This is a genomic window from Rhodococcus indonesiensis (assembly GCF_047782815.1).
Classification (GTDB): domain Bacteria; phylum Actinomycetota; class Actinomycetes; order Mycobacteriales; family Mycobacteriaceae; genus Rhodococcus; species Rhodococcus indonesiensis.
This window is the reverse complement of the sequence record NZ_CP180630.1, coordinates 4,339,265-4,364,361: the sequence shown is the minus strand read 5'-3', so window position 1 is coordinate 4,364,361 and position 25,097 is coordinate 4,339,265. Positions and strand designations below refer to the sequence as shown.

Genomic DNA, 25,097 nt, shown 5'->3' with positions numbered 1-25,097 from the left:
TTGCCATGTCCACGAGTCAGCGTGGACTGTGGTTCGCTCAGCAGCTCACCCCGGACGTCCCGTTCACCATCGCGCAGTACCTGGACCTGCACGGCCCGCTCGACGCAGACCTTATCCGCGACGCGTGCGAGAAAGCTGCCCGCGAGGTCGAATCCGGCACGCTGTTCCTCGAGATGGTCGACGGCGAGCCGCGCCAGCGGGTCATCCCCGACGTCGACGACTACCCCGGCTACCTGGACCTGCGCGGCTACGACGACCCCGAGGCCGAGGCGCGACAGTGGATGGACGAGACGTACACCCGTCCGCTCGACCCGCTGCGCGACCGGCTCATCGCCACCACGCTGATCCAGCTCGCCGACGAGCACTTCTACCTATTCACCTACATCCACCACCTCGCCCTCGACGGGCACGGCGGCATGGTGATGCTCGGCCGCAGCGCCGAGCTGTACACGGCGTGGGCGCGCGGGGAGGAGCCGCCGCCGATCAGGGCACTGAGCCTCGAGCAGATCGCCGAGCACGAGCTCGCCTACGTCGGTAGCTCGCGGCAGGTCGCCGACCGCGAGCACTGGGCACAGCGCCTGGTGGACCTGCCGCCGCCCGTCACGCTCGCCGCCGGCTCCGCCGCCCCCACGATGCCGTGCCGGCACGTCGGCGCGGAACTCACCGCCGAGGTGACCGCCGCCGTGGCCGACCTGGCCGGCAGCGCCAACTCCACGGACGTGCCGATCGTCGTCGCCGCCTTCGCGGCGTACCTCGCCCGCATGAACGGCGCCACGGACGTCGCGCTGAGCCTGCCGGTTTCGGCCCGCACCACCGCACCGCTGCGCCGCTCGGCCGGGTCGATCTCGAACATCGTGCCGTTGCGGGTCCGCGTGGAATCCGACGTCACCGTCGCCGACCTGGTGCGCCGCGTGCAGGTGGAGCTGACCGGGGCGCTGCGGCACCAGCGGTACCGCTACGAGGACATGCTGCGCGACCTGCACGCCGTCGGCGACCACCGGGAGACGCGCAGCGCGTTCGGGCCCGTGGTGAACCTGATGATGTTCAACCCGGAGTACGCGTACGGCGACATCTCCGGCGAGTACAACCTGCTCTCCACCGGCCCGGTCGACGACCTGTCGGTGAACGTGTACGCCGGGATCGCCGGGCGCAGCGTGCGGGTGGACTTCGAGGCCAACCCGCGGCTGTACGGCGACGAGACGCTCACCCGGCACCATCGCCGCTTCCTGGACTTCCTCGGCGCGTTCGCGCGGTCGGCCGAGCGCGCGGTGGGGGATCTGCCGCTCGCGACGCCCGACGAACTGGCCGGCCTCGTGCCTGCGCGCGGCCCGCAGGCCGACGGTGTGTGTCTGCTGGCCGACGTGCTCACCGCGCACGCGGGCTCGGACCGCGTCGCCGTGCGCGACGGGGCGGTCGAGCTGACCTACCGCGACCTGGACGATCGTTCAACTGCGCTCGCGCGCAAGCTCATTGCCACCGGCGTCGGACCCGACGACCGGGTGGCGGTGCTGCTGCCGCGCTCGGCCGGCTCGGTGACCGCACTGTGGGCCGTCGCCAAGACCGGCGCAGCCTACACCCCGATCGACCCGGCCACCCCCACGCGGCGGCTCGCCCAACTGCTGCGCGACGTGTCCGTCGCGGTGTGCGGCGACGACGTCGCCCTGCCCGACGGCGTGACCCGCGTGGACCCGTCCGACGGCGAGACGTCGCCGGCGCCGTTCGAGGTGGGGGAGCGGGTGCGTCCGCTGCACCCCGACCACCTCGCGTGGGTGATCCACACGTCCGGCTCCACCGGCACCCCCAAGGCCGTCGCCGTCGGCCACCGCGGTCTCGCCGGACTCGTCGCGACACTGCGCGCGCGGTACCCGGCCGACGCCGACTCCCGCGTGCTGCATGTGGCCGCGCCGAGTTTCGACGCGTCGCTGCAGGAACTGCTGCTGGCCTTCGACGCCGGCGCCACCCTGGTGATCTGCCCGCCCGACGTCGTCGGCGGACCGGACCTGGCCGCGCTGCTGCGCGAGCAGACCGTCACCCACGCGATCACCGCGCCCGCCGTCCTGGCCGTCACGCCCGAGACCGACCTGCCGGCGCTCGGGATGCTCGACGCGGGCGGGGAGGCGCTGCCGGTCGACGTCGCCGACCGGTGGTCGCGCGGGCGCACCATGCTCAACGCGTACGGGCCCACCGAGACCACCGTCCTCGCCACGCTCAGCGACCCGCTGCGCCCGGGTGGGGGCGTGCCCATCGGTGCACCCGTCCACGGCGTGACGGCGCTCGTGCTCGACGCGCGGTTGCGGCCCGTGCCCGTCGGCGCGGTCGGCGAGCTGTACCTGGGCGGGCCGGCCGTCGCGCGCGGCTACCTCGGCGACCCGGCGCTGACCGCGGCCCGGTTCGTCGCGTCGTCGTTCGGGCGCTTGTACCGCACGGGAGACCTGGTGCGCTGGAGCCGTGCGCGTTTATGGTCGTCGGAGCTACCAGAAACGCGCACGGGCGGCGGGGGCGTCCTGGAGTTCATCGGGCGCGCCGACCGGCAGGTGAAGATTCGCGGCTACCGCATCGAGCCCGGCGAGGTCGAGGCGGCGCTCACCGCGCTCGACGGCGTCGCCAACGCGGCCGTCGTCGTCCACGGCGACACCCTCGCGGCCTACGTCGTCGGCGCCGTCGCGCCCGACGACGTGCACGCCCGCCTCGCCGAACGCCTGCCCGCCTACCTGCGGCCCGCGACGATCACCGTGCTCGACGCGCTGCCGCTCACCCCGGGCGGCAAGATCGACCGTCGTGCGCTGCCCGCCCCCGCCGTGGACACCGCCACCGACTCGCGGGCGCCCGCCGGGCCCACCGAGACCCTAGTCGCGCAGCTGATGTGCGAGATCGTCGGCGTCGAGACGGTCGGCGCCGACGCGAACTTCTTCGCCCTCGGCGGACATTCGCTCGGCGCGGCCCAGCTCGCCGCGCGGCTCGGGGCCGCCCTCGGCCGCGACGTGCACCTGCGCGACGTGTTCGACCATCCCACCGTCGCCGACCTCGCCGCCGCCGTCGACGCCGGACCGGCGGCGACCGTGCCGGCCCCGGTGCGCTCGGACGACGACACGCCCGCCCCGCTCGCCCCCGCGCAGCGCCGGCTGTGGCTGCTCGCCCAGGGCGACACCGCCGCCTACCACCTGCCGTTCGCGCTGCACCTCGACGGCACCCTCGACACGGCCGCGCTGCGCGCCGCGCTCGGCGATGTCCTCGACCGGCACGAGATCCTGCGGACGGTGTTCACCGAACCCGGCCCGCGCCAACATGTCCGGCCCGTCGCCGAGGTGCTGCCCGACCTCGACGCCGAACCCGTCGATCCCGCCGACGTGGACGCCCTGATCGCCGAATGGGCCGCCGCGCCGTTCGACCTCACCACCGACATTCCGTTGCGGGCGCGGCTGCTGCGGGTGGGACCGGATCGGCACGTGCTCGCCGTCGTCGCCCACCACATCGCCGTGGACGGTGCGTCGTTCGGGCCGCTCACCCTCGACGTCGCCGCCGCCTACACCGCCCGCGCCGCCGGGCACGGGCCGCGGTGGGAGCCGCTGCCGCTGCAGTACTCCGACTACGCCCGCTGGCACCGCGCCCTGCTCGGCGACGAGGACGACCCCGACAGCCTCGCCGCCCGCGAACTAGCGCACTGGACCACCGCCCTCGCCGGACTGGGCGAGGCCCCCACCGTGCCCACCGACCACCCCCGCGCCGGCAGCCCCGGCCCGGCCGAGTCGCTCGAATTGGCCGTCCCCGCCGCACGGTTCGAGGCACTGCGCCGCCTGGCCGCCGCGCACGATGCCACCGCGTTCATGGCGGTGCACGCCGCCGTCGCCGTGTGGCTGTCGACGTGGACCGGCGGGCGCGACGTCGCCGTCGGCTCCGGCACCGCCGGCCGCGAACACCCCGACCTCGACGCCCTCGTCGGCATGTTCGTCGGCACCGTCGCGCTGCGGCTCGACGTGGACCCGGCCGCGTCGTTCACCGACCTGCTCGCCGCCGCCCGTCGCACCGACCTCGACGCGTACGCGCACGCGACGGTGCCGTTCGACCGCGTCGTCGACACGCTCGGCTTCGCCCCGTTCCAGGTGATGCTCGCCTACGACAACGTCGCCGTGCCCGACTTCGACCTGCCGGGCCTGCGGGTGCGTGCCGAGGAGATCCCCTCCGGTCTCGCCCGATTCGACGTCGAGCTCGCGGTGCGGGAGCTGCCCGACGGCTCACTCGCCGGGCGGGTGATCTACGACGGCGGGTTGTTCGAACGCGCGACGGTTGCCGACGCGGTGGCCCGGCTGCACGCGGTGCTCGACGCGGCCGTCGCCGCGCCGAATGTCCCCGTCGGCGATCTCGACCTCGGCGCCCCCGAGATCGTCGTGGCCCCGGCCGGGCCGGTCGCGACGCTGCCGGAACTGCTTGCCGCGCACCCGCTGCACGTCGTCGCGCCGGGCGGTGAGCCGATCGAGTTGATCTCGGCCGCAACACCATTGGCGTGGCACCTGCTCGAGCGCGGGCTCGGGCCGGAGGACCGCGTCGCGATCCTGCTGCCGCGGTCGGTGGACTCGGTGCGTGCGGTGGCGGCCGTCGCGCTGACCGGGGCGGCGTTCGTGCCCGTCGACCCCGCCCAGCCCGCCGCCCGCATCGCCCGGCTGCTCGCCGACGCCGACGTGCGGTATGCCGTCGCCCGGCCCGGCACGTCGCTGCCCGACGGCGTCGCCCGCATCGACCCGGACGCCGGATCCGCGCAACCGGCGCCGATCACCGACGCCGACCGGGTGCGTCCGCTGCGACCCGACCACGCCGCGTACCTCGTCTACACCTCCGGCTCGACCGGCACGCCGAAGGGCGTCGTCGTCACCCACCGGGGGCTCGCGCCGCTCGTCGCGGCGCTGCGTCGTCGCATGGACCTCGACCCGCAGGCGCGGGTGCTGCACTTCGCGTCGCCCGCGTTCGACGCGTCGGTGCTCGAATACCTCCTGGCCGCCGCGGCCGGCGGCACCCTCGTCGTCGCGCCGGCCGACGTGTACGGCGGCGACGAGCTGCTGGAACTGCTGCGCGCCGAACAGATCACGCACTGGTTCTCCACCCCTGCCGTGCCGACCCTGCTGGACCCGTCGGGTCTGGACGCGCTGCGGGTGCTCGCCGTCGGCGGGGAGGCGTGGCCGGCCGAGACCGCCGCCCGCTGGGCGCCCGGCCGGACCATGCTCAACGTGTACGGGCCCACCGAGACCACCGTCCTCGCCACCGCCAGCGCGCCGCTGGTGCCGGGGGAGCGGCTGACCATCGGCACCGGCCTCGACGGCGTCACTGCGCTCGTTCTCGGTCCGCGGCTGCGGCCCGTTCCCGTCGGCGTCGTCGGGGAGCTGTACCTGCTCGGGCCGGGCGTCGCGCGCGGCTATCTCGGCATGCCGGGGCTGACGGCGAGCCGGTTCGTCGCGTCGCCGTTCGGCGGTGGTCGCATGTACCGCACCGGCGACCTGGTCCGCTGGACCCGTGCGCGTTTCTGGTCGTCGGAGCTACCAGAAACGCGCACGGGCGGCGGAGCCGCCCTGGAGTTCGTGGGGCGGGTGGATCATCAGGTCAAGCTGCGCGGGTTCCGGATCGAGCTCGGCGAGATCGAGGCCACCCTCACCGCGCACCCGGCGGTCGCCGCTGCCGTCACCGTCGTGCGGGGCGACGCGCTTGCCGCGTACGTGCACGGACCCGACACCGCCCGCCTCGACCCGGCCGAGCTGCGGGAGTTCGCGGCCGCGCGGCTGCCGCGGCACATGGTGCCCGCCACCGTCACCGTCCTCGACGTGCTGCCGCTCACGAGCACCGGCAAGATCGACCGCGCCGCGCTGCCCGAGCCCGTCGTCGCCCCCGGCGCCCCGGCCGGATACCGCAGCGCCGCCGAGGAACTCGTCGCCGGGGTCGTCGCCGACCTGCTGGACCTACCCGCCGTCGCCGCCGCCGACGACTTCTTTGCGCTCGGCGGCAACTCGCTGCTCGCCACCCAGCTCGCCGCGCGGCTCGGCGCCGTCGCCGGTCACCGGGTGGGCGTGCGGGAGATCTTCGAGCACCCCACCGTCGCCGGCCTCGCCGCCGCCGTGACGGATCCGCTCACCGGCGAACGCCTGCCGCTGCTGCCGACCGGTGACACCGGGCCGGTGCCGCTCGCACCCGCCCAGCAGCGGATGTGGCTCGCCAACCGGTTCGACGTCGCCGACGCGGCCCCCGGCGACCACGTCGCGTTCGTCGTAGACCTGGACGCCGGCACCGACCTCGACGCCCTCGCGGCCGCCGCCGCGGACGTGATCGCCCGGCACGCCGTGCTGCGCACCGTCCACCCCGACGGCCCGGACGGACCTACTCAGCAGGTGCTGCCGCGCATCGACCTCGACCTCGAACCGCACGCGGCGCCCACCGACCTCGACGCCGCCGACTTCGCCCGCGCCGGTTTCGATCTCACCGTAGACCCGCCGCTGCGCACCCGCCTGTACCGCACCGCCACCGGCTACACCCTCGCGGTGGTGCTGCACCACGTCGCCGTCGACGGGCTGGCGCTGCTGCCGCTCGGCCGCGACCTCGCCGTCGCCTACGCCGCCCGGCGCGACGGACGCAGCCCCGCGTGGCCGCCGCTGCCGGTCACCTACCGCGACTTCGCCCGCTGGCAGCGCACCCTGCTCGGTGACCCCGCCGACCCCGAGAGCCTCGCCGCCCGGCAGCTCGCGCACTGGACCCGCACCCTCGCCGGCGCCCCGCCGCTGCTCGCCCTCCCCACCGACCGGCCCCGCGGCGACGGCGACTCCACCGCTGGACGCGTGCGCTTCTCGGTGCCCGCCGAACTGCACGCCGCCGTCGACAAACTCGCCCGCGCCCACGACGCGACGACGTTCATGGTCGTGCACGCCGCGCTGTCCGTGCTGCTCGCGACGCTCGCCGCCACCGAGGACGTCACCGTCGGCACCCCCGTCTCCGGGCGCATCGACCCCATGCTCGACGACGTGGTCGGCATGTTCGTCGGCACCGTCGCGCTACGGCTGCCCGTACCCGCCCGCGCGACGTTCGCGGAACTGCTCGCCGACGCCCGCCGCGTGGACCTCGACGCGTTCGCCCACGCCGACGTGCCGTTCGACCGGGTCGTCGACGCGCTCGGCGCCTCCACCGCCGGCCACCACCCGATCTTCCAGGTGATGCTCGCCTACGAGAGCTTCGCGCTGGACGGCCTCGACGTGCCCGACGTCACCGGTGTGTGCGAGCTGTCCACCGGCACAGCCCGATTCGACCTCGAGGTGACCGTCCGCGAGAACCGCTCCGACGCGGGCACCCCCACCGGGCTCGACGGCGTGCTGACCTACGACCGCGGCCTGTTCGACCACGACACCGTCGCGGGGTGGGCGCCGTTCCTGCTGCGCATCCTCGACGTCGTCACCGCCGACCCGGCCGCCGCGATCGGCGACATCGACCTACTCGGCCCCGACGGCGACACCTCCGCACCCTCGGCGGACCCGGCGACGGCCACGCTGCCCGCGCTCGTCGCCGAGCAGGCGCGCCGCCGGCCCGACGCGATCGCGCTCACCCACGGCGACGACACCCTGACCTACGGGCAGCTGCATGCCCGCTCCGGGGCGCTCGCCGCGCTGCTCGCCGAGCGCGGACTCGGCGTCGAGGACGTCGTTGCCGTCGCGCTGCCCCGCTCGCTCGACCTGGTGGTGGCGATCCTCGCCGTCGCCCGCGCCGGCGCGGTGTACCTGCCGCTGGACGTCACGCACCCGCCGGCGCGGCTGCGTGCCCTGCTCGACGACGCCGCCCCCGTTGCGGTGCTGTGCGACACAGACTTCGCGGTCGATGTGGAAGTACCTGCGCTGCAGATCGATTCGACGGAGATCCGGGAACGCCTGGACGCCGGCGGCGAATGCGACGCGGCAGTCCCGGCCGGGGCAGGCGCGTACCTGATCTACACCTCCGGCTCCACCGGCACCCCCAAGGGCGTGCTCGTCAGCCACGAGGCCGCCGCCGCGGTGTTCGCCGCCACCGCCGACTTCGGGTTCGGGCCGCGCGACGTGTGGACGCTGTTCCACTCCCCGGCCTTCGACTTCTCCGTGTGGGAGATGTGGGGTGCACTCACCACCGGCGGCCGGCTCGTCGTCGTCGACCACTACACCGCCCGCGACCCCGGCGCCTTCGCCGCGCTGCTCGACGGGGAGGGTGTCACCGTCCTCAACCAGACCCCCACCGCGTTCCACCAGCTCGCCACCGTCGACACCCCGCTGGACACGGTGCGGCTGCTGATCTTCGGCGGCGAGGCCCTCGACCCCGAACAGGCCCGGCCGTGGCTCGCGGACCGGCCGCACGTGCGCGCGGTGAACATGTTCGGCATCACCGAGACCACCGTGCACGTCACCCGCGGACCCGCCGACCAGCCCGGCGTCGGCCGGCCCCTGCCCGGACTGGACGTGCAGATCCTCGACCGGTCGCTGCGCCGCACCCCGCCCGGCACCGTCGGCGAACTGTACGTCGCCGGAAAGCAACTCGCCCGCGGCTACCGCGACCGCCCCGCCCTGACCGCTGCGCGGTTCGTCGCCGCGCCCGGCGGCGTCCGCCGCTACCGCACCGGTGATCTCGGCCGCCGCGGCCGCGACGGCGTGCTGCACCACCGGGGCCGCGCGGACGACCAGCTCGAACTGCGCGGCTACCGCATCGAACCGGGCGAGATCGAGGCCGCGCTGCTGCGCTGCGACGGCGTCACCCAGGCCGCCGTGGTGCTGCGCGACGACCGGCTCGTCGCCTACCTCGTCGGCGGCACCCCCACCGCGGCGCTGCGCGAGCTGCGCCGCACCCTGCCCGACTACCTCGTGCCCGCCGCGGCCGTCGCGCTGGAGACGCTGCCGCGCACCGCCAACGGCAAACTCGACCGGGCGGCGCTGCCCGCGCCCACCGTCGCACCCAGTAGTGGCCTCGCCCCGCACGGGCCGCTCGAGGAACTCGTCGCCGAGGTGTACCGGGAACTGCTCGCCGCCGGACCCGTCGGCGCCGACGACGACTTCTTCGACCTCGGCGGCAACTCGCTGCTCGCGACCCGCCTCGCCGGGCGCCTCGCCGACATCGCCGACGTCGACGTCACCGTCCGCGACGTGTTCGCCGCCCCCACCGTCACCGACCTCGCCGCCCTGCTCGCCGCCCGCGCCGGCACACCCCGCCGCCGCGCCCCGCTCGTCGCGGCCGGCGACGACACCCCCGCGCCGCTGTCCCCGGCGCAGCAGCGGCTGTGGTTCGTCAACCGCCTCGACCCCGAATCCGGCAGCTACAACCTGCCGTTCGCGGTGCGTCTCGACGGCCGGCTCGACGTCGCGGCACTGACCACCGCCGTCGCCGACGTCCTCGGCCGGCACCGCACCCTGCGCACCGTCTACCCCGACCCCACCGCGCAGGTGGTGCGGCCCGTCGCGCGACCCGTCCTCGAACCCGTCGCCGTGCCCGCCGAGGGGCTCGACGAGTTCGTCCGCGAGTTCGCCGCCCCCGGGTTCGACCTCACCGACGAGCCGCCCGTGCGGATGCGGCTGTACCGGCTCGGGCCGCAGCGGCACGTGCTCGCCGTGGTCGTGCACCACATCGCCGCCGACGACTGGTCGCTCACCCCGCTGCTGCTCGACATCGTCGACGCCTACACCGCCCGGCTCGCCGGGCACGAGCCACGGTGGGCGCCGCTGCCCGTGCAGTACACCGACTTCAGCCGCTGGCAGCGCGCCGGCGCCGACGCGCAGCTCGAACACTGGACGGGCGTGCTCGCCGGCCTGCCCGACGAGGTGACCCTGCCCGGTGACCGGCCCCGGCCCGCCCGCCCCACCGGGCGCGGCGCCACCCACCGCACGAGCGTGGAGCCCGTCGTCGCCGAGGGTGTGTCGCGGCTCGCGCGGGAAGGTCACGCGACGACGTTCATGGTGCTGCACGCGGCGCTGGCCGTGCTGCTGGCCCGGCACGGCGCCGGCGCCGACATCGCCGTGGGCACCGTCGTCGCCGGGCGCGGCGACCCGCAGCTCGACGACCTCGTCGGCATGTTCGCCGGAACTCTCGTCCTGCGCACGCCCGTCGACCCGGACGCCGCGTTCGCGGACCTGCTCGCCGACGTCCACGCCCGGGACCTGGCCGCCTACACCCACCCGGACGCGCCGTTCGAGACCCTCGTCGAGCGCCTCAACCCCGCCCGCAACCCGGCCCGGCACCCCCTGTTCCAGGTCGCGCTGTCGCTGCGGCGCCCCGCCGTCGACGCGTTCGAGCTGCCCGGCCTGACCGCGCGGGTGCTGCCGGTGGCCGACGAACACGCCAACTTCGACCTCCAGCTCGTCGTCACCGAGACCGGCACCGGCGTCGACCTCGAATTCGTCTACGCTACCGACCTGTACGACTCCGGCACCGTCGCCGCGTTCGCCGACCGCTACGTCGCGATCCTGCGCGCCGCCGTCGCCGACCCGGCCGTGCGGATCGGCGACATCGACCTGCTCACCGAGCCGGAACGGGCCGCGCTCGTCCCCGCCGCCGGACCCGAGCCCGCCCCGGCGCGGACGCTGTGGCAGTGGCTGGCCGACGGTGCCTCCCGCGGCGGCGACGGTATCGCCGTGCGTGACGGCGACGTGGAACTGACGTATCCGCAACTCCTCTCGCGCGCCGAGGAGCTCGCCGCTCGGCTGCACGCCGCCGGCGTCCGGCCCGGCACGGCCGTCGCGTGCGCCCTGCCCCGCTCGCTCGACGCCGTCGTCGCCGTGTGGGGGATCGCTCGGCTCGGGGCCGCGCCGATGCTCGTCGACCCGGCCCAGCCCGCCGTGCGGCTCGCTTCGATGCTCGCCGGCACGACCGTCGGCGTCACCGGCGCCGCGCACCTCGGGTCGCTGCCCGACGCCGTGACCTGGCTCGACGTCGCCGACACCCGCGACGGCACCGTCGCGGTGGCCGACCCGGATCCGGGCGCGCCCGCCTATCTGGTGTTCACCTCCGGCACCAGCGGAAACCCCAAGGGCGTCAGCATCACTCACCGCGGGGTCGGTGCCCTCGTCGAGGACCTGACGGAACTGTTCGCCGCCGCGCCCGGTGACCGCATGCTGCACGTCGCGTCGCCGAGCTTCGACGCGGCGATGCTCGAGCTGCTCGTCGCGGGTACGTCCGGTGCGACCCTCGTCGTCGCCGGGGCCGACGCCTACGGCGGCGACGCCCTCGCCGACCTGCTCGCGGGTGAACGCATCACCCACGCCTGCCTGACCCCGTCGGCGCTGGCGACGGTGCCGTCGCGCGCGCTGCCCGACCTGCGGGTGCTCATGCTCGGCGGCGAGGCCGTGAGCGACGAGCTCGTCGCGCGGTGGGGCGCGGGCCGTCGCCTCTACAACGGGTACGGCCCCGCCGAGGCCACGGTCTTCGCGACCTGTTCGCCGCCGCTGACGCCCGGCGCGGACGTCGTGATCGGCACCCCCGTGCGCGGGGTCGAGGCCGTCGTGCTCGACGAGCGGCTGCGGCCCGTGCCCACGGGCGTCGCGGGGGAGCTGTACCTGGCGGGGGAGCGGCTCGCCGACGGCTACCGCGACGATCCCGGCCGCACCGCGACCCGGTTCGTGGCCGCGCCCGGCGGCCGTCGCCGGTACCGCACGGGCGACCTGACCCGCTGGACCCGTGCGTGTTTCTGGTCGTCGGAGCTACCAGAAACGCGCACGGGCGGCGGGGGCGCCCTGCGGTTCGTCGGGCGCGGCGACGATCAGGTCAAGCTGCGCGGGGTGCGGATCGAGCCGGGGGAGGTCGATGCCGCGGTGCGCGGGGTGGCCGGGGTGCAGCAGGCGGCGACCGTCGTGCGCGACGGGGCGCTCGTCTCCTACGTCGTGCCCGCGACCGTCGACGCCGACGACGCGCGACGGCAGCTGCGCCGCAGCCTGCCCGCCCACCTCGTGCCCGTCGCCGTCGTCCCGCTCGACGCGGTCCCGCGCACCGCACACGGCAAACTCGACGTCGCGCGGCTGCCCGCACCCGACCTCGGCGGGCGCGACGAACCCGGCACCGAGACCGAGAGTCTCGTCGCGCGGATCTTCGGCGAACTGACCGGCACCGACCCCGGCCGCGGCGACGACTTCTTCGCCGTCGGCGGCAACTCGCTGCTCGCCACCGTCCTCGTCGGCCGGCTCCGCGAGGAGACCGGCACCGCGGTGCCGCTGCGGCTGATCTTCGAGCACCCCACCGTCGAGTCCCTCGCCGCCGCGCTCGACGCCGGCGGGCTCGACGCCGAGACCGGACCGGTGCCCGTCCACCCGCGCCCCGGCCGGATCCCGCTGAGCCGGGCGCAACGTCGCCTGTGGGGACTGAGCCGCCTCGACCCCGACGCCTACCGGCTGCGCGCCGACGTGCACCTGACCGGGCCCCTCGACGTGCCCGCCCTCGAGGCCGCGCTCGACGACGTCGCGTCGCGGCACGAGATCCTGCGCACCCGCATCGTCGTCGACGAACAGGGCCCGCACCAGGTCCTCGCGGACCGTGCTGTCCACTGGGACCTGGAGGAGACCGACGGCACCCGGCGGCTGCGGCTGGCCGTCGACCATGCCGCGGCGGACGGGGCGTCGCTCGCGCCGCTGCTGCGCGACCTCGCCGTCGCCTACGCCGCCCGCGCGGCCGGGCAGCCGCCCCAGTGGGAACCGCTGCCGCTGCAGTACGCCGACTACGCGCTGTGGGAACAAGCCCGCGGGATCCCCGAGCCGGACGTCGCGCACTGGCGACGCGCCCTCGACGGCCTCGACCCCGTCGAACTGCCCACGGACACAGCCGCTTCCGAGTCTGTGGCGGAGACCGTCGCGTTCGAGGTGCCCGCCGACGTGCGCGCCGGGATCGCCGTCCTCGCCCGCGTCCACGGCGCCACCGAGTTCATGGTGCTGCACGCCGCCCTGTCGGTGCTGCTCGCCCGCGTCGGCGCCGGCCACGACGTCGCCGTCGCCGCCGTCGTCTCCGCCCGCCGCTGGGCGCAGGTCGAACAGCTCGTCGGCCCGTTCCTCGACACCCTCGTGCTCCGCGCCCGCGTGGAACCCGACATGCCGTTCGCCGGGCTGCTCGCGCAGGTCCGCGACTTCGACGTCGCCGCCCTCGACCACGCCGGGGTGCCCTACGAGCAGATCCTCGCCGGCCTGTCCGGCCGCGCCCCGCAGGTCGCGCTCGCCCTGCAGGACTTCGCCCTCGACCCCGTCCGGATCGGGGACCTCACCGTTGACGCGCAGGAAGTCCTCGCCGGCGCACCGAAGTTCGACCTGCAGTTCGCGCTCGCGCCCGCCGCGGACGGCTACACCGGCACCCTCGTGCACGACGCGTCCCGGTTCGCCGCATCCACGGCGCGCCGGCTCGCGGACCGGTTCGTCGCCGTCCTGCGGCACGTCGTCGCCGCACCCGACGCGCTCGTCGGCGACCTGCCCGTCGACCGGCCCGCCGCGCCGCTGACCGGAGCCGCCCCCGCCCCCGCTCGTACGCTGCCCGAGCTGCTGCGCGCCACCGCCGCCGCGCACCCCGACCGGGAAGCGCTGTGCGAGGGCGAGACCGCCCTGACCTACCGCGAACTCGACGCGCGCTCCGACGCGCTCGCCGACGAGTTGCGCGCCGCCGGCGCCGGCGCCGGCACCGTGATCCCGATCGACCGTCCTCGCGGCCTCGACCACGTGCTGCGGCTGTGGGCGATCACCAAGACCGGCGCCGCCTTCACCAGTTCCGACTTCTCCGGTGCCGCCGACGAGCCCGTCCCGGCGAACGTCGCGTACGTGGTGTCGACGTCCGGCTCGACCGGCGCTCCCAAACGCGTCGCCGTCACCCACACCGGTCTCGCGCCGCTCGCCGCCGAGGCCGCCCGCCGCTACCGCGTCGGACCCGGCGACCGCGTGCTGCAGGGCTACCACCCGGCGTTCGACGCGGCCCTGCTCGAGCTCCTGCTCGCCCACACCACCGGCGCGACCCTCGTCGTCGCCCCGCCGGAGGTATACGCGGGCGCGGACCTGCAGCAGGTGCTGCGCGCCCAGCGCATCACCCACTACCTGTCCACCCCCGCGGTGCTCGGCACCCTCGACCCGCAGCAGCTGCCCGACCTGCGGGTCGTCGCCTCCGGCGGCGAAACCCTGCCGCCCGCGCTCGCCGCCCGCTGGACCCGGGGCTCGAGTGCGGCGGCCCGGCACATGCTCGACGCGTACGGCCCCACCGAGGCCACGATCGTCGCGACCCTCACCGACGTCGACGGCCGCGGCGGCATCGGCCGGCCCGTCCCCGGCACCGTCGCGCACGTCCTCGACGCCCGGCTGTGCCCGGTGCCCGACGACGCCGTCGGCGAGCTGTACCTGGCCGGGACGTCCGTCGCCCTCGGCTACCTCGGCGCCCCCGGTCTCACCGCGCAGCGGTTCGTCGCCGCCCCCGGCGGCACCCGCCGGTACCGCACGGGCGATCTCGTGCACCGCCGCCCCGACGGCACCCTCGCCTTCCGGGGCCGCACCGACCGGCAGCTCAAGGTCCGCGGCGTGCGCATCGAACCCGGGGAACTCGAGGCCGCCCTGCTCGCGCAACCCGGCATCCGGCACGCCGTCCTGCTGGCTTCGGACGGCGCGCTCGTCGCCTTCGCGGCCGCCGACCCGGACGTCGACGACACCCGCGTGCGTGCCGGTCTCGCCGAAATCGTTCCCCCGCAGCGCATGCCGGCCCGCCTGCGGCTGCTGCCGGAGCTGCCGACCACCGTCAACGGCAAACTCGACGTCGCCGCCCTGCACGAGCTCGACACCGCCCGCGACGACGCCGCCGACGACCGGCCCCTCACCGACGTCGAGGACCTCGTCGTCACCGTCGCCGAGAGCGTGCTCGGTGCGCGGCCCGACATCCACGCCGGGTTCTTCGCCGCGGGCGGCGACTCGCTGTCCGCCGTCGTCCTCGCCGCCCGCCTCGCCGACGCCTTCGGTGTCGACGTGCCCGCCCGCGCGGTGCTGCAGGCCCCCACGCTCGCGGCGCTCGCCGCGCACCTGCGCGACGGTGACACCACCCGGATCCCGTTGCGCCGCTACGACGACGACGCGCCCACGCCGCTCGCTCCCGCGCAGCAGCGGCTGTGGCTGATCGGCCGCGCCGAACCGCGCAGCGCCGCGTACACCGTGCCCGTTGCGCTGCATCTGAGCGGCGACCTGGACACGGCCGCGCTGGCCGCGGCGGTCGCCGACGTCGCCGACCGGCACGAGGTGCTGCGCACCGCCTACCCCGACGGCATCGCCACGATCGTGGATCCGCCTGCGCTCGAATCGGTTCCGGGCACCGACGTGACCGCCGCCGTGACCGAGGTGCTCACCGCGCCGTTCGACCTCACCGCCGAGGCGCCGCTGCGGCTCCGGCTGATCGACCTCGGCGGCGGCGAACGGGTGCTCGCCGCGGCCGTGCACCACATCGCGTTCGACGGCGGCTCGGTCGCGCCGCTGCTCACCGACCTGCAGCACGCCTACGCGGCCCGCGTCGCCGGTGCCGCACCGATCTGGTGGCCGCTGCCCGTGCGCTACCGCGACTACGCCCGCTGGCACCACGACCTGCTCGGCGACCCCGCCGACCCGGACAGTCTCGCCGCCCGCCAACTCGACCACTGGGCAACGACTCTCGCGGGACTGCCCGACACGCCGCTGCCGCTGCCCACCGACCGGCCCCGGCCCGTGCGGCCCAGCCACGTCGGCGGCGCCGTCACCGCCCACCTCGACGCCGCCACCCACCGCCGCGTGCGCGACGTCGCGCGCGCCCACGACGCCACCGGCTTCATGGTGCTGCACGCCGCTCTCGCCGCGCTGCTCGCCCGTCGCAGCGGCCGCGCCGACATCGCCGTCGGCACCGCCGTCGCCGGCCGCGCCGACCCGCGCCTGCACGCCCTCGTAGGCATGTTCGTCGGCACCCTCACCCTGCGCACCACCGTCGATGTCGCCGAGCCGTTCGCGGACCTGCTGCGCCGCGTCCGCACCACCGACCTCGACGCCCTCGCCCACGCGGACGTCCCGTTCGATCAGGTCGTCGCGCGGGTCGCGCCGGCCCGCGGCACCCACCACCCGCTGTTCCAGGTGCTGCTCGCCCACCGCACCGTGCCCGCGGGGCAGGACCTGCCCCAGCTGCCCGGGCTGCGCGTGCGCGAATTCGACGCCGGCACCCCGGCCGCCCAGTTCGACCTGACCGTCGACGTCACCGAACGCGGCGACGACGGCATCGACGTGCGCCTCGTGTACGCCACCGACCTGTTCGACGCCACCACCGCCGACGCGTTGCTGGCCGACTACCTCGCGCTGCTCGGCGCCGCGCTCGACGACCCCGCCGCCGCCGTCGGCGATCTCGCCGCCCCCGCGCCCGCGCCGCTGACCGCCCCCGCCGCGGCGCCGCGGACGCTGCCGCAGATCCTCGCCGCCACCGTCCGCGCCCACCCCGGCGCCATCGCCGTGCGCGCCGGGACCGTCGCCTGGACCTACGCCGGGCTCGACGCCCGCGCCGCCGCCGTCGCCGCGCGGCTGCGCGCCCGCGGGGTGACCGGCGTCGTCGCGGTGGCCGTGCCGCGCGGGGAGTACTGGCCGCTCGCGGTGTGGGCCGTCGCGAAGGCCGGCGCGGCGTGGGTGTCCGTCGACCCGGCGCAGCCGCCCGCCCGCATCGCGACCGTGCTGCGCGACAGCGGCGCCACCGTCGGCCTGACCGTGCCGGGCGTGGACCCGGCGGGGGAGGGCGTCGACTGGCTGGACCTGACCGCCGACGAGTCCGAAGACGAAGCCCCGGATGTCGCCGCGGAGCCGCACCCCGACGACACCGCGTACCTGATCTACACCTCCGGCAGCACCGGCGCACCCAAGGGCGTCGCCGTGCCGCACCGCGGCCTGACCGCCCTCACCGACGCGCACGTTCTCGGCGTCACGCCCGGCAGCCGGGTGCTGCACGCCGCGTCGCACACCTTCGACGCGTCGGTGTTCGAACTGCTCACCGCCCACGCGCACGGCGCGACCCTCGTCGTCGCACCCGACCACGTGTACGCGGGCGAGGCGCTGCAGGAGTTGATCGTCGCCGAGCACGTTACCCACGTCGTCGCCACCCCCTCCGTGCTCGCCACCCTCGATCCGGACACACTGCCGCGCCCGGTCACCGTCCTGTCCGAGGGCGAGGCGCTCACCGCGCCCGTCGTCGAGCGCTGGCAGCGGCACCGGCTGCTCAACGGGTACGGGCCCACCGAGTTCACGATCGCCGTGTCGTTCGGCGGCCCGTTCGCACCCGGCGCCCGGCCCACCGTCGGGACCGTCGTCGCCGGCGCCACCGCCCACGTCCTCGACGCGCGCCTGCACCCCGTCCCGGCCGGGGTGATCGGGGAGCTGTACGTGACCGGGCCGAGCCTGGCCCGCGGCTACCACAACCGAAGCGGGCTCACCGCAACACGATTCGTCGCCGACCCGTACGGTGCGCCGGGCGGGCGGCTGTACCGCACCGGCGACCTCGCCCGCGTCACCGCCGCCGGCGAACTCGACATCCTCGGCCGCGTCGACGAGCAGCTCCAGCTGCACGGCATCCGCGTCGAACCCGCCGAGATCGACGCCGTGCTCACCGCCGCCGACGACGTCGACGCCGCCGTCACCGTCGCCGTGCCCGGCCCCACGGGCGAGACCGTCCTCGTCTCCTACGTGCAGGGCAGCGCCGACGCCGCCGCGCTGCGGGCCCGCGCCGCCGCGCACCTGCCGCGGGCGCTGCGGCCCGCCGCGATCACCGTCGTCGACGCGCTGCCGCTGCTGCCGTCCGGCAAGGTCGATCGCGCCGCGCTGCCCCGACCCGACTTCGCATTATCCGCACACGATTTCGTTCCTCCCACCGGCCCGACGGCCGAGGCGGTCGCCGAGGTGTTCGCCCGGCACCTCGGCCGGCCGGTCTCCGCCGACCAGGGGTTCTTCGACCTCGGCGGCACGTCGCTCGGCGCCGTCGCCGTCGCCGCCGACCTGCGGGCCGCGCTCGACCGCGACGTCCCGCTCGACTGGCTGCTCACCGCGCTGACCGTCGCCGACCTCGCCGACCGGATCGACCACGGCGGCGACGACACCGACCCCCTCGCCACCCTGGTGCCGCTCGCGGGACGCCCCGACGGCACACCCCTGTTCTGCGTCCACCCCATCAGCGGAATGTCCTGGTGCTACACGGGACTCGCGCCGCACCTACCCGGCGTCGCGCTGTACGGGCTGCAGGCCACCCGGCTCGAGCCGCTGCCGCGCACCGTCGCCGAGTTCGCCGCCCGCTACCTCGACGAGATCCGCGCCGTCCAGCCCGACGGCCCCTACCACCTGCTGGGCTGGTCCCTCGGCGGAACCATCGCGCACGAGATGGCCGTGCAACTGCACGAGGCGGGGGAGCAGGTGGCGTCGCTGATCCTGCTCGACACGCTCACCCCTGACACCCTTCCCGACATCGCGGCCCTGCCGGACGAGCCCGTCGTCGAACTCGAGGTGCCCGGCCTGCCGTCGGCGTTCGTCGCCGAGATCCGGAAGCGAGCGCTCGCCGCGGGCGCCGCCCTGGAGGAGGCCGTCACCGCGCACACGCCCCGCGTCCTCGACGGCGACGCGCTGCTGTTCCGCGCCCGCCCCGACGGGCCGGCCGGACCCGACCTCGCCGCGAGCTGGCGCCGACACGTCCGCGGCCGCGTCACCGCGCACGACGTGCCCTACCCGCACTCCGACCTGACCACCCCCGGCGCGCTGGCCGTGATCGGCCCCACGCTCGCCCGCCACTTGACCGAACGACAGATTTCCGCGCCCGTAGGGTGCACCGACAGTGTCACAGCAACGAGGGAGACACCGTAATGGAAGTACACGACTACCTACGCATTCTGCAGGCGCGATGGAAGATCGTCGCCGTGACGACCGTGGTGGCGGTACTCGGTGCGCTCGGCGCCTCCCTGCTCACCACCCCGATCTACCAGGCGAGCACCCGGCTGTTCGTCTCCACGTCGTCGGGGGCGTCGGTCAACGAGATCTACCAGGGCAACCTGTTCTCGCAGCAGCGCGTCGCCTCCTACACGAAGCTGCTCACCGGCACCACGCTGGCGCAGCGCACCCTCGACCGGCTGGGACTGTCCGACCTGACGCCGTCGCAGCTGGCGGAGAAGGTGACCGCCTCGTCGGCCCCCGACACCGTGCTCGTCGACGTCAAGGTCGACGACGCGTCGCCGGAACGGGCCCGGGACCTCGCCAACGCCCTGTCCGACGAGTTCGTCGTGATGGCCCGCGAGCTCGAGACTCCCGAGAACGGCGGTGAGCCCACCGCACGGGTCGTCGTCGAGCAGCACGCCGACACCCCGGCGACCCCGGTGTCGCCGAAGACGAAGCGCAACCTCGCGCTCGGCTTCGCCGTCGGCCTGCTCCTGGGCATCGCCCTCGCGGTGCTGCGCGACCGGCTCGACAACACGGTCAAGGACCGTAAGACGGTCGAGGAACTCGCCCACACCGGCCTCGTCGGCACCATCCCGCTCGACAAGGAACGGCAGGAGCACGCGGCAATCGCGTTCCAGGAGTCGAATTCCGGCAGCGCCGAGGCGTACCGGGAGATGCGCACCAACCTGAAGTTCCTCGACGTCGACAACCCGCCGCGCGTCATCGTCGTCACCAGCGCCCTGCCCGCCGAGGGCAAGACCACCACCGCCATCAACACCGCACTGGTGCTCGCCGAGGCCGGTCACTCCGTCGTGCTCGTCGAGGGTGACCTGCGCCGGCCGCGGGTGTCGAAGTACCTCGGCGTCGTCGGCGACGTCGGCTTCAGCACCGTGCTCTCGGGTCAAGCCGGTCTCGAGGACGTGCTGCAGCCCAGCCAGTACGAGGGCCTGTGGGTGCTGGCCTCCGGCGCACTGCCGCCCAATCCCAGCGAGCTGCTCGGCTCCGACACCGCCAAGCACGTCATCGACGACCTGCGGGCGCGCTTCGAGTACGTCATCATCGACGGCTCGCCGGTCCTGCCCGTCACCGACTCCGTCGTGCTCGCCGCGGCCACCGACGGCGCACTGCTCATCGCGCGTCACGGCAAGACCACCCGCGAGCAGCTCAGCCGCGCCGTCGGCAATCTCGGCAGCGCCGGCGCGCACTTGCTCGGCACCATCATGACGATGACACCGAACAAGGGCCGCGGCGCCTACGAGTACCGCTACTACTACGAGTCCGACGTGAAGAAGGACGCGCCGGCGCAGCAGCCCGCCGCGCAACCCACCGGTGGCCGTCGCCACCGCGGCGAGCCCACCCGGCCGGAACCGTACCGGCCGGAGCAGGAGGGCCACGACGACGCACAGGCGGGGCAGCACTACCGCGCCCCGCAGGCGTACTCCGCCGAGCCCGCCTACCGCGAACAGTCGGTGCCGACGGCGGTGTCGCGACCCGTCGCGCCCTCGCCGCTGCCGGGCCCGCGCAACGGGTCAGTCGTGGATCCGGGCGAGCAGCGGTAGCAGCAGATCGGCGATCTCGGTCCCGACGGTGACGAACGTGTCCTCGTCGCGGCCGATCGGATCGGTCACGTCCTCCGGCCCGGGCGCGGGAAACTGCGCCCGGGCCGCTGCCAGTTCGGTGACCGTCTCGGCGCCGCTGAGCTGCTGCAGCCGAGCGGCCTCCCGCAGCGTGAACGTCCGCTTGAGCATCCGGGGTGCCGACTGCAGCACGGCCCCGCGGTGCGACTCGGCCATCGTGATCACCAGGTCGGCGTCCTGCGCGATGCGCGGCGACAGACGCCGGGCGACGAAGCCGTCGGGCTCGCCGCCGAGCTGACGCAGCACCAGCGCCGCCGTCGGCTCCATGGGCCGGCCCACCATGCCGCGGGTGCCGGCGCTGTGCGCGGACAGCTCACCCCGGTCCGCTTCCCGCGCGAACGCGGTGGTCAGCAGTTCGGCGGTGGGCGATCGGCAGATGTTCCCGGTACAGACGTACAGAACCCGCATCGCTCGATCCTAGGCAGCCCCCGGGCCGTTCGTCCGGTTGCCGGGCCGCATGTCCGATTCGCCAGGGGGTCTGTCCGGACCGTTCGGTAGCATCGGGCGGTCGGGATGCGCCGGGGGAGGCTGTGCGGCGCACAACACGATCAGAAGGCGGCTGATGAGTTCGGTTCTCGGGGTGACCGCAGGGACGAGTGCCGTCCGGATCGTTCGTCCGATCGATCCGGACGCACCTTCCGCGGGTTACCAGTTCCAGGTGGTCGAGACCAGACGGGACGACCCGGCTCGCCTCGCGGCGCAGACCGTGGGCGTGCTCGTGCAGGCCGGCATCGCGGGCGAGAGCGTCGAGCGCGCGGGCCTGGTGTACCGCGACGCCGCCGAGGCCGGACGGCTCCGCGCCGCGATGGCCGAGCAGGGACTCGACCGGTACAGCCTCGTCGGCGAGTCCGAAGCGGCCCTGACGTACCTGCGGGCCACCGGTGAGCTCACCGCCGACGTCGCGGTCCTCTACGACCTCGGCGCGTCCGGACTCACCGTCACCGTCGCCGACCGCAGCACCGGCGCCGTGCACACCGAACGCACCGGGTCCGTGGCCGGGCGCCTGTTCGACGACGCGGTGCGCCTGCACCTGCTCGGCTCGGACGGCGTGTGGCGGCCCGACGACCCGCAGGACGAGGAGTTCGTCGCCCAGTGCCGCGCGGCGAAGGAACAGCTGTCCGGCAGCGACGCCGTCGCCGTGCCGGGCACCGCTGGCGTGATCCTGATGTCCCTGGAGACGTTCGAACCGCTGATCACCCCGCTCGTCGAGGCCTCGGCGCGGTTCGTGCGCGACGTCGTGCAGCGGTCCGGCGCCCGGCCCGAGACGATCGTGCTGCTCGGTGGGGGCGCCCACGTCCGCCTGGTGCGCCGGGTGCTCGAGACGTGGACGAAGCTGCCCGTCGTGGTTCCGCACGAACCCGAGCTCGTCCTGGCCAAGGGTGGTGCCCTGCGCGCCGTCGCCGCGGAACCGGCGGTCACCGAACTGCTCGTGCCGCCGGCGGTGACCGAACGCATCGTCCCGCCCGGCGGCACGGCGCCGCACCGCACCGAGCGGCTGTCGCGTGCCGAGTCGCCCGCACCGGCCCCGTCCGGCGAGACCAGGACACCGAGGCGGAAGCGGGCGGCGACCGCTCACGAACCGCACGTGTCCAAACGGCAGATCAGCGGGGCCGGGCTGGCCGGCACCGCCCTGGGCGTGGTTGCCATGATCGGCTTGGCGCTCGGCGCCCAGAACACCCTCGCCGGCGACGACGAGTCGGATATCCGGCAGACCGAGGTGATCGTGACGACGCCGTCGCCGACCCCGCAGCCGGCGCCCGCCGTTGCGCCGGCACCGGCACCGACGACGACCACGACCGTCCCGCCGGTCGAGGACCCCACGACCGCGCGCGTGGTGCCGCCTCCGCCGCCCCCCGCCACGGCGCCGCCGCCGTTGATCCCCGGCCTGAACATCCCGGTGCCGACGCTGCCGCCGCTACCGCCGCTGCCGACGATCGAAGTGCCGCCGGAGCTGCGGTTACCCATCTGACGGGTCCCGTCCGCTGCCGGGGACCCGCGAACCTGATGGCGCCCAGCGCGACAGGCTAGAGTACAAACGATGTTTTCGCCGCAGAACACCCCGCTGTGCGACTCGGTCACGCTTGCCTATCGGCGCGTGCGCGCCGAGCCCGGTCAGCTGACCGTGCTGCGGCGAGCCCTGGAACGCTGGCTCGACGCGGTGCACGTGAGCCCCGAGCTGGCCCGCGACGTGCTGCTGGCCAGCTACGAGGCCCTCGCCAACGCCGTCGAGCACGCCTACCGCGACGGTGCGTCGGGCACGCTCGACCTCGAGGCGACGCTGATCCCGGCCGACCGCCAGGTCGAGGTCGCCATCATCGACCGGGGCAGCTGGCGCGCAAACGACACCGACCCGAGCACGAGCTCGCGCGGGCACGGCCTCACCCTGATCAACTCCCTCGCGGACACGGCGACCGTGGCCCCGGCCGACAGCGGGACCGTCGTCACCATGCGCTGGAGCATCTGACGCCGGTCCGGCCGCCCGGGACTACTGGCGACGGCGGGGCAGCCGCACCACCTGGACGAAGAACTCGTCGATCTGCCGGACCGCCCCGATGAACTGGTCGAGGTCGACCGGCTTGGTGACGTACGCGTTGGCGTGCAGCCGGTAGCTGCGCAGGATGTCCTCCTCGGCGGCCGAGGTGGTGAGCACCACGACCGGGATGTCGGACAGATCCGGGTCGGACTTGATCTTCTCGAGGACCTGCCGCCCGTCGTACTTGGGCAGGTTGAGGTCGAGCAGGATCAGGTCGGGACGCGGCGCCTCGGTGTACGCGCCGCGCTGGTACAGGAAGTCCAGGGCCTCCTCGCCGTCGCGGACCACGTGCAGCTCGTTGCCGATCTTGTTGTCCTCGAAGGCCTCGCGGGTCATCAGTTCGTCGCCCGGGTCGTCTTCGACCAGCAGGACGTCGATGGGCTCGGCGGGGGTCATGCGGGGGCTCCTTCGAGGTCGGCGTCGGCCGGGGCGGGCGCTTCGGGTTCTTCGTCGGGCAGGGCGGGGACCGTGAAGCAGAACCGGGTGCCCTCGGTGTGCTCGGTGTCGATCCAGATCCTGCCACCGTGGTACTCGACGATCTTCTTGCACACCGCCAGCCCGATGCCGGTGCCGGTGTAGACGTCGCGGCCGTGGAGACGCTGGAAGATGACGAACACCTTCTCGGCGAACTCGGCGTCGATGCCGATGCCGTTGTCCGTGACGCACAACGTCCAGGTTCCGGGCCCGTCCTGATCCCCCTCGTCCCGGTCGCAGGTGATCTGCACGGTGGGAGTGCGGTCGGGGTGGCGGAACTTGATCGCGTTGCCCACCAGATTCTGCCAGAGCATCGTCAGCAGGGTCGGATCGCCCGTGATCTCGGGGAGATTCTCGGGACGTTCGATGCGCACGCCGGACTCGTCGATCGCGGCGGCGAGATTGGCCACGGCCTTGTCCAGCGGCTGATCCAGGTCGACGCGCACGTGATCGTCGCTGACCCGGCCGACGCGGGAGAAGGTCAGCAGGTCGTTGATGAGGACCTGCATGCGTTTGGCGCCGTCGACGGCGAACGCGATGTACTGGGCGCCGCGCTCGTCGAGCTTGTCGCCGTAGCGCTTCTCGAGCAGCTGACAGAACGACGCGACCTTGCGCAACGGCTCCTGCAGGTCGTGGGACGCGACGTAGGCGAACTGCTCGAGTTCGGCGTTCGAACGGCGCAGTTCCTCGGCCTGGGTGTCGAGGTCCGCCTTCTGCTGGGCGAGTTGCTGGTGCTGGGTGTGGGCGGCAGCCAGCGCGAACACGATGCGCCCACGCATCGCCTCGACGTCCCGGGCCAGGATCCGGATGTCCTTCGGGCCCTGAGGGTGGATGTGCTGGTCGAAGTTGCCGTCCGCGACGACCCGCCGCGTCGCCGCGCGCAGGCTGACCAGTGGCATGGCGACGAGGTTGTGCACCAGGATCACCATGAGCAGGCCGGTGAGCAGGAAGCCCGCCACCATCGCCACCAGCACGGAGTTGCGGATGGTCCGGGCCTGCACGAGGTCGTCGTAGCCGTCCGCACGGGCCTGGACGAGTGCGGCGTTCTGCTCCTCGAACAGGGTGCGCATCGCGTCGAACGCAGTCCGGCCGCGCTCGGTGGCCGCGGGATCCACCGGGGCGGGGACGCCGGGGACGACGCTAGCGACGAGCGGGTCGGCATAGTCGGTGCGCCAGGCCTCGGCCGCCGCCTCGATCTCGACGACGTCGGCGAGCAGCTCCGGGTGTTCGGCGGTGAACTCCCGCATCCGGTCGGAGGCCTCCTGCTCGACCTGCTTGCCCGTCAGGTACGGCGCAAGGAACTCGACGTCGGCGGTGGCGGCGTAGCCGCGGGCGCCGGTCTCCTGATCCAGCAGAGCCGCCTGCAGCCGATATGCCTCGGCGCGGGCCGGCTGGACCTGGTCGACCAGCTCGTCGGTGATCTGCGCGGTGCGCTGGATGAAGTACCCGCCCACGATGGTGCCGAGCACGACGAACACGGCAAGGACCGCGAAGGCGACCTGGAACCAGCTCTGGACCGTCAGCCGCGAGCGCACCCGCTCGACCTTGGGTTCGGGCATCGACGGGTCT

Annotated in this window: 7 protein-coding genes; 4 read left to right on the top strand and 3 right to left on the bottom strand. The window is 74.6% G+C overall.

Features of this window, described 5'->3' with window-relative positions:
* Positions 1 to 5: 5 nt before the first annotated feature.
* Entirely contained in the window at positions 6 to 18,815 is an 18,810-nt protein-coding gene (locus ACM26Y_RS19930; protein WP_416061690.1) for an amino acid adenylation domain-containing protein, read from the top strand.
* Positions 18,815 to 20,443, top strand: coding sequence for a polysaccharide biosynthesis tyrosine autokinase (locus ACM26Y_RS19925; protein WP_289382312.1), 1,629 nt, complete (start codon positions 18,815 to 18,817; stop codon positions 20,441 to 20,443). The genes ACM26Y_RS19930 and ACM26Y_RS19925 overlap by 1 nt, the downstream gene beginning before the upstream one ends.
* On the opposite strand, the gene ACM26Y_RS19920 is transcribed toward ACM26Y_RS19925, so the two are convergent.
* Positions 20,414 to 20,929: a protein tyrosine phosphatase gene (locus tag ACM26Y_RS19920; RefSeq protein ID WP_416061689.1), complete on the bottom strand. Its 516-nt coding sequence runs from the start codon at positions 20,927 to 20,929 to the stop codon at positions 20,414 to 20,416. The genes ACM26Y_RS19925 and ACM26Y_RS19920 overlap by 30 nt on opposite strands.
* A gap of 154 nt (positions 20,930 to 21,083) precedes the next feature.
* Here ACM26Y_RS19920 and ACM26Y_RS19915 point away from each other — a divergent pair, with 154 nt between their 5' ends.
* Both ACM26Y_RS19915 and ACM26Y_RS19910 read left to right on the top strand, forming a co-directional pair.
* Positions 21,084 to 22,490 (top strand): Hsp70 family protein, encoded by a 1,407-nt coding sequence (locus tag ACM26Y_RS19915; RefSeq protein ID WP_416061688.1) that lies wholly within the window; start codon positions 21,084 to 21,086, stop codon positions 22,488 to 22,490.
* A 69-nt stretch (positions 22,491 to 22,559) separates the two neighbouring features.
* Positions 22,560 to 22,985 carry an ATP-binding protein gene (locus ACM26Y_RS19910; RefSeq protein ID WP_010593278.1) on the top strand — a complete coding sequence of 142 codons (426 nt, stop codon included), beginning with the start codon at positions 22,560 to 22,562 and terminating at the stop codon, positions 22,983 to 22,985.
* 21 nt (positions 22,986 to 23,006) lie between these two features.
* On the opposite strand, the gene ACM26Y_RS19905 is transcribed toward ACM26Y_RS19910, so the two are convergent.
* On the bottom strand, positions 23,007 to 23,450 hold the full coding sequence (locus ACM26Y_RS19905; RefSeq protein WP_003938889.1) for a response regulator: 444 nt from the start codon (positions 23,448 to 23,450) through the stop codon (positions 23,007 to 23,009).
* Entirely contained in the window at positions 23,447 to 25,087 is a 1,641-nt protein-coding gene (locus ACM26Y_RS19900) for a sensor histidine kinase (RefSeq protein WP_416063715.1), read from the bottom strand. The genes ACM26Y_RS19905 and ACM26Y_RS19900 overlap by 4 nt, the downstream gene beginning before the upstream one ends.
* Between the last annotated feature and the right edge of the window lie 10 nt (positions 25,088 to 25,097).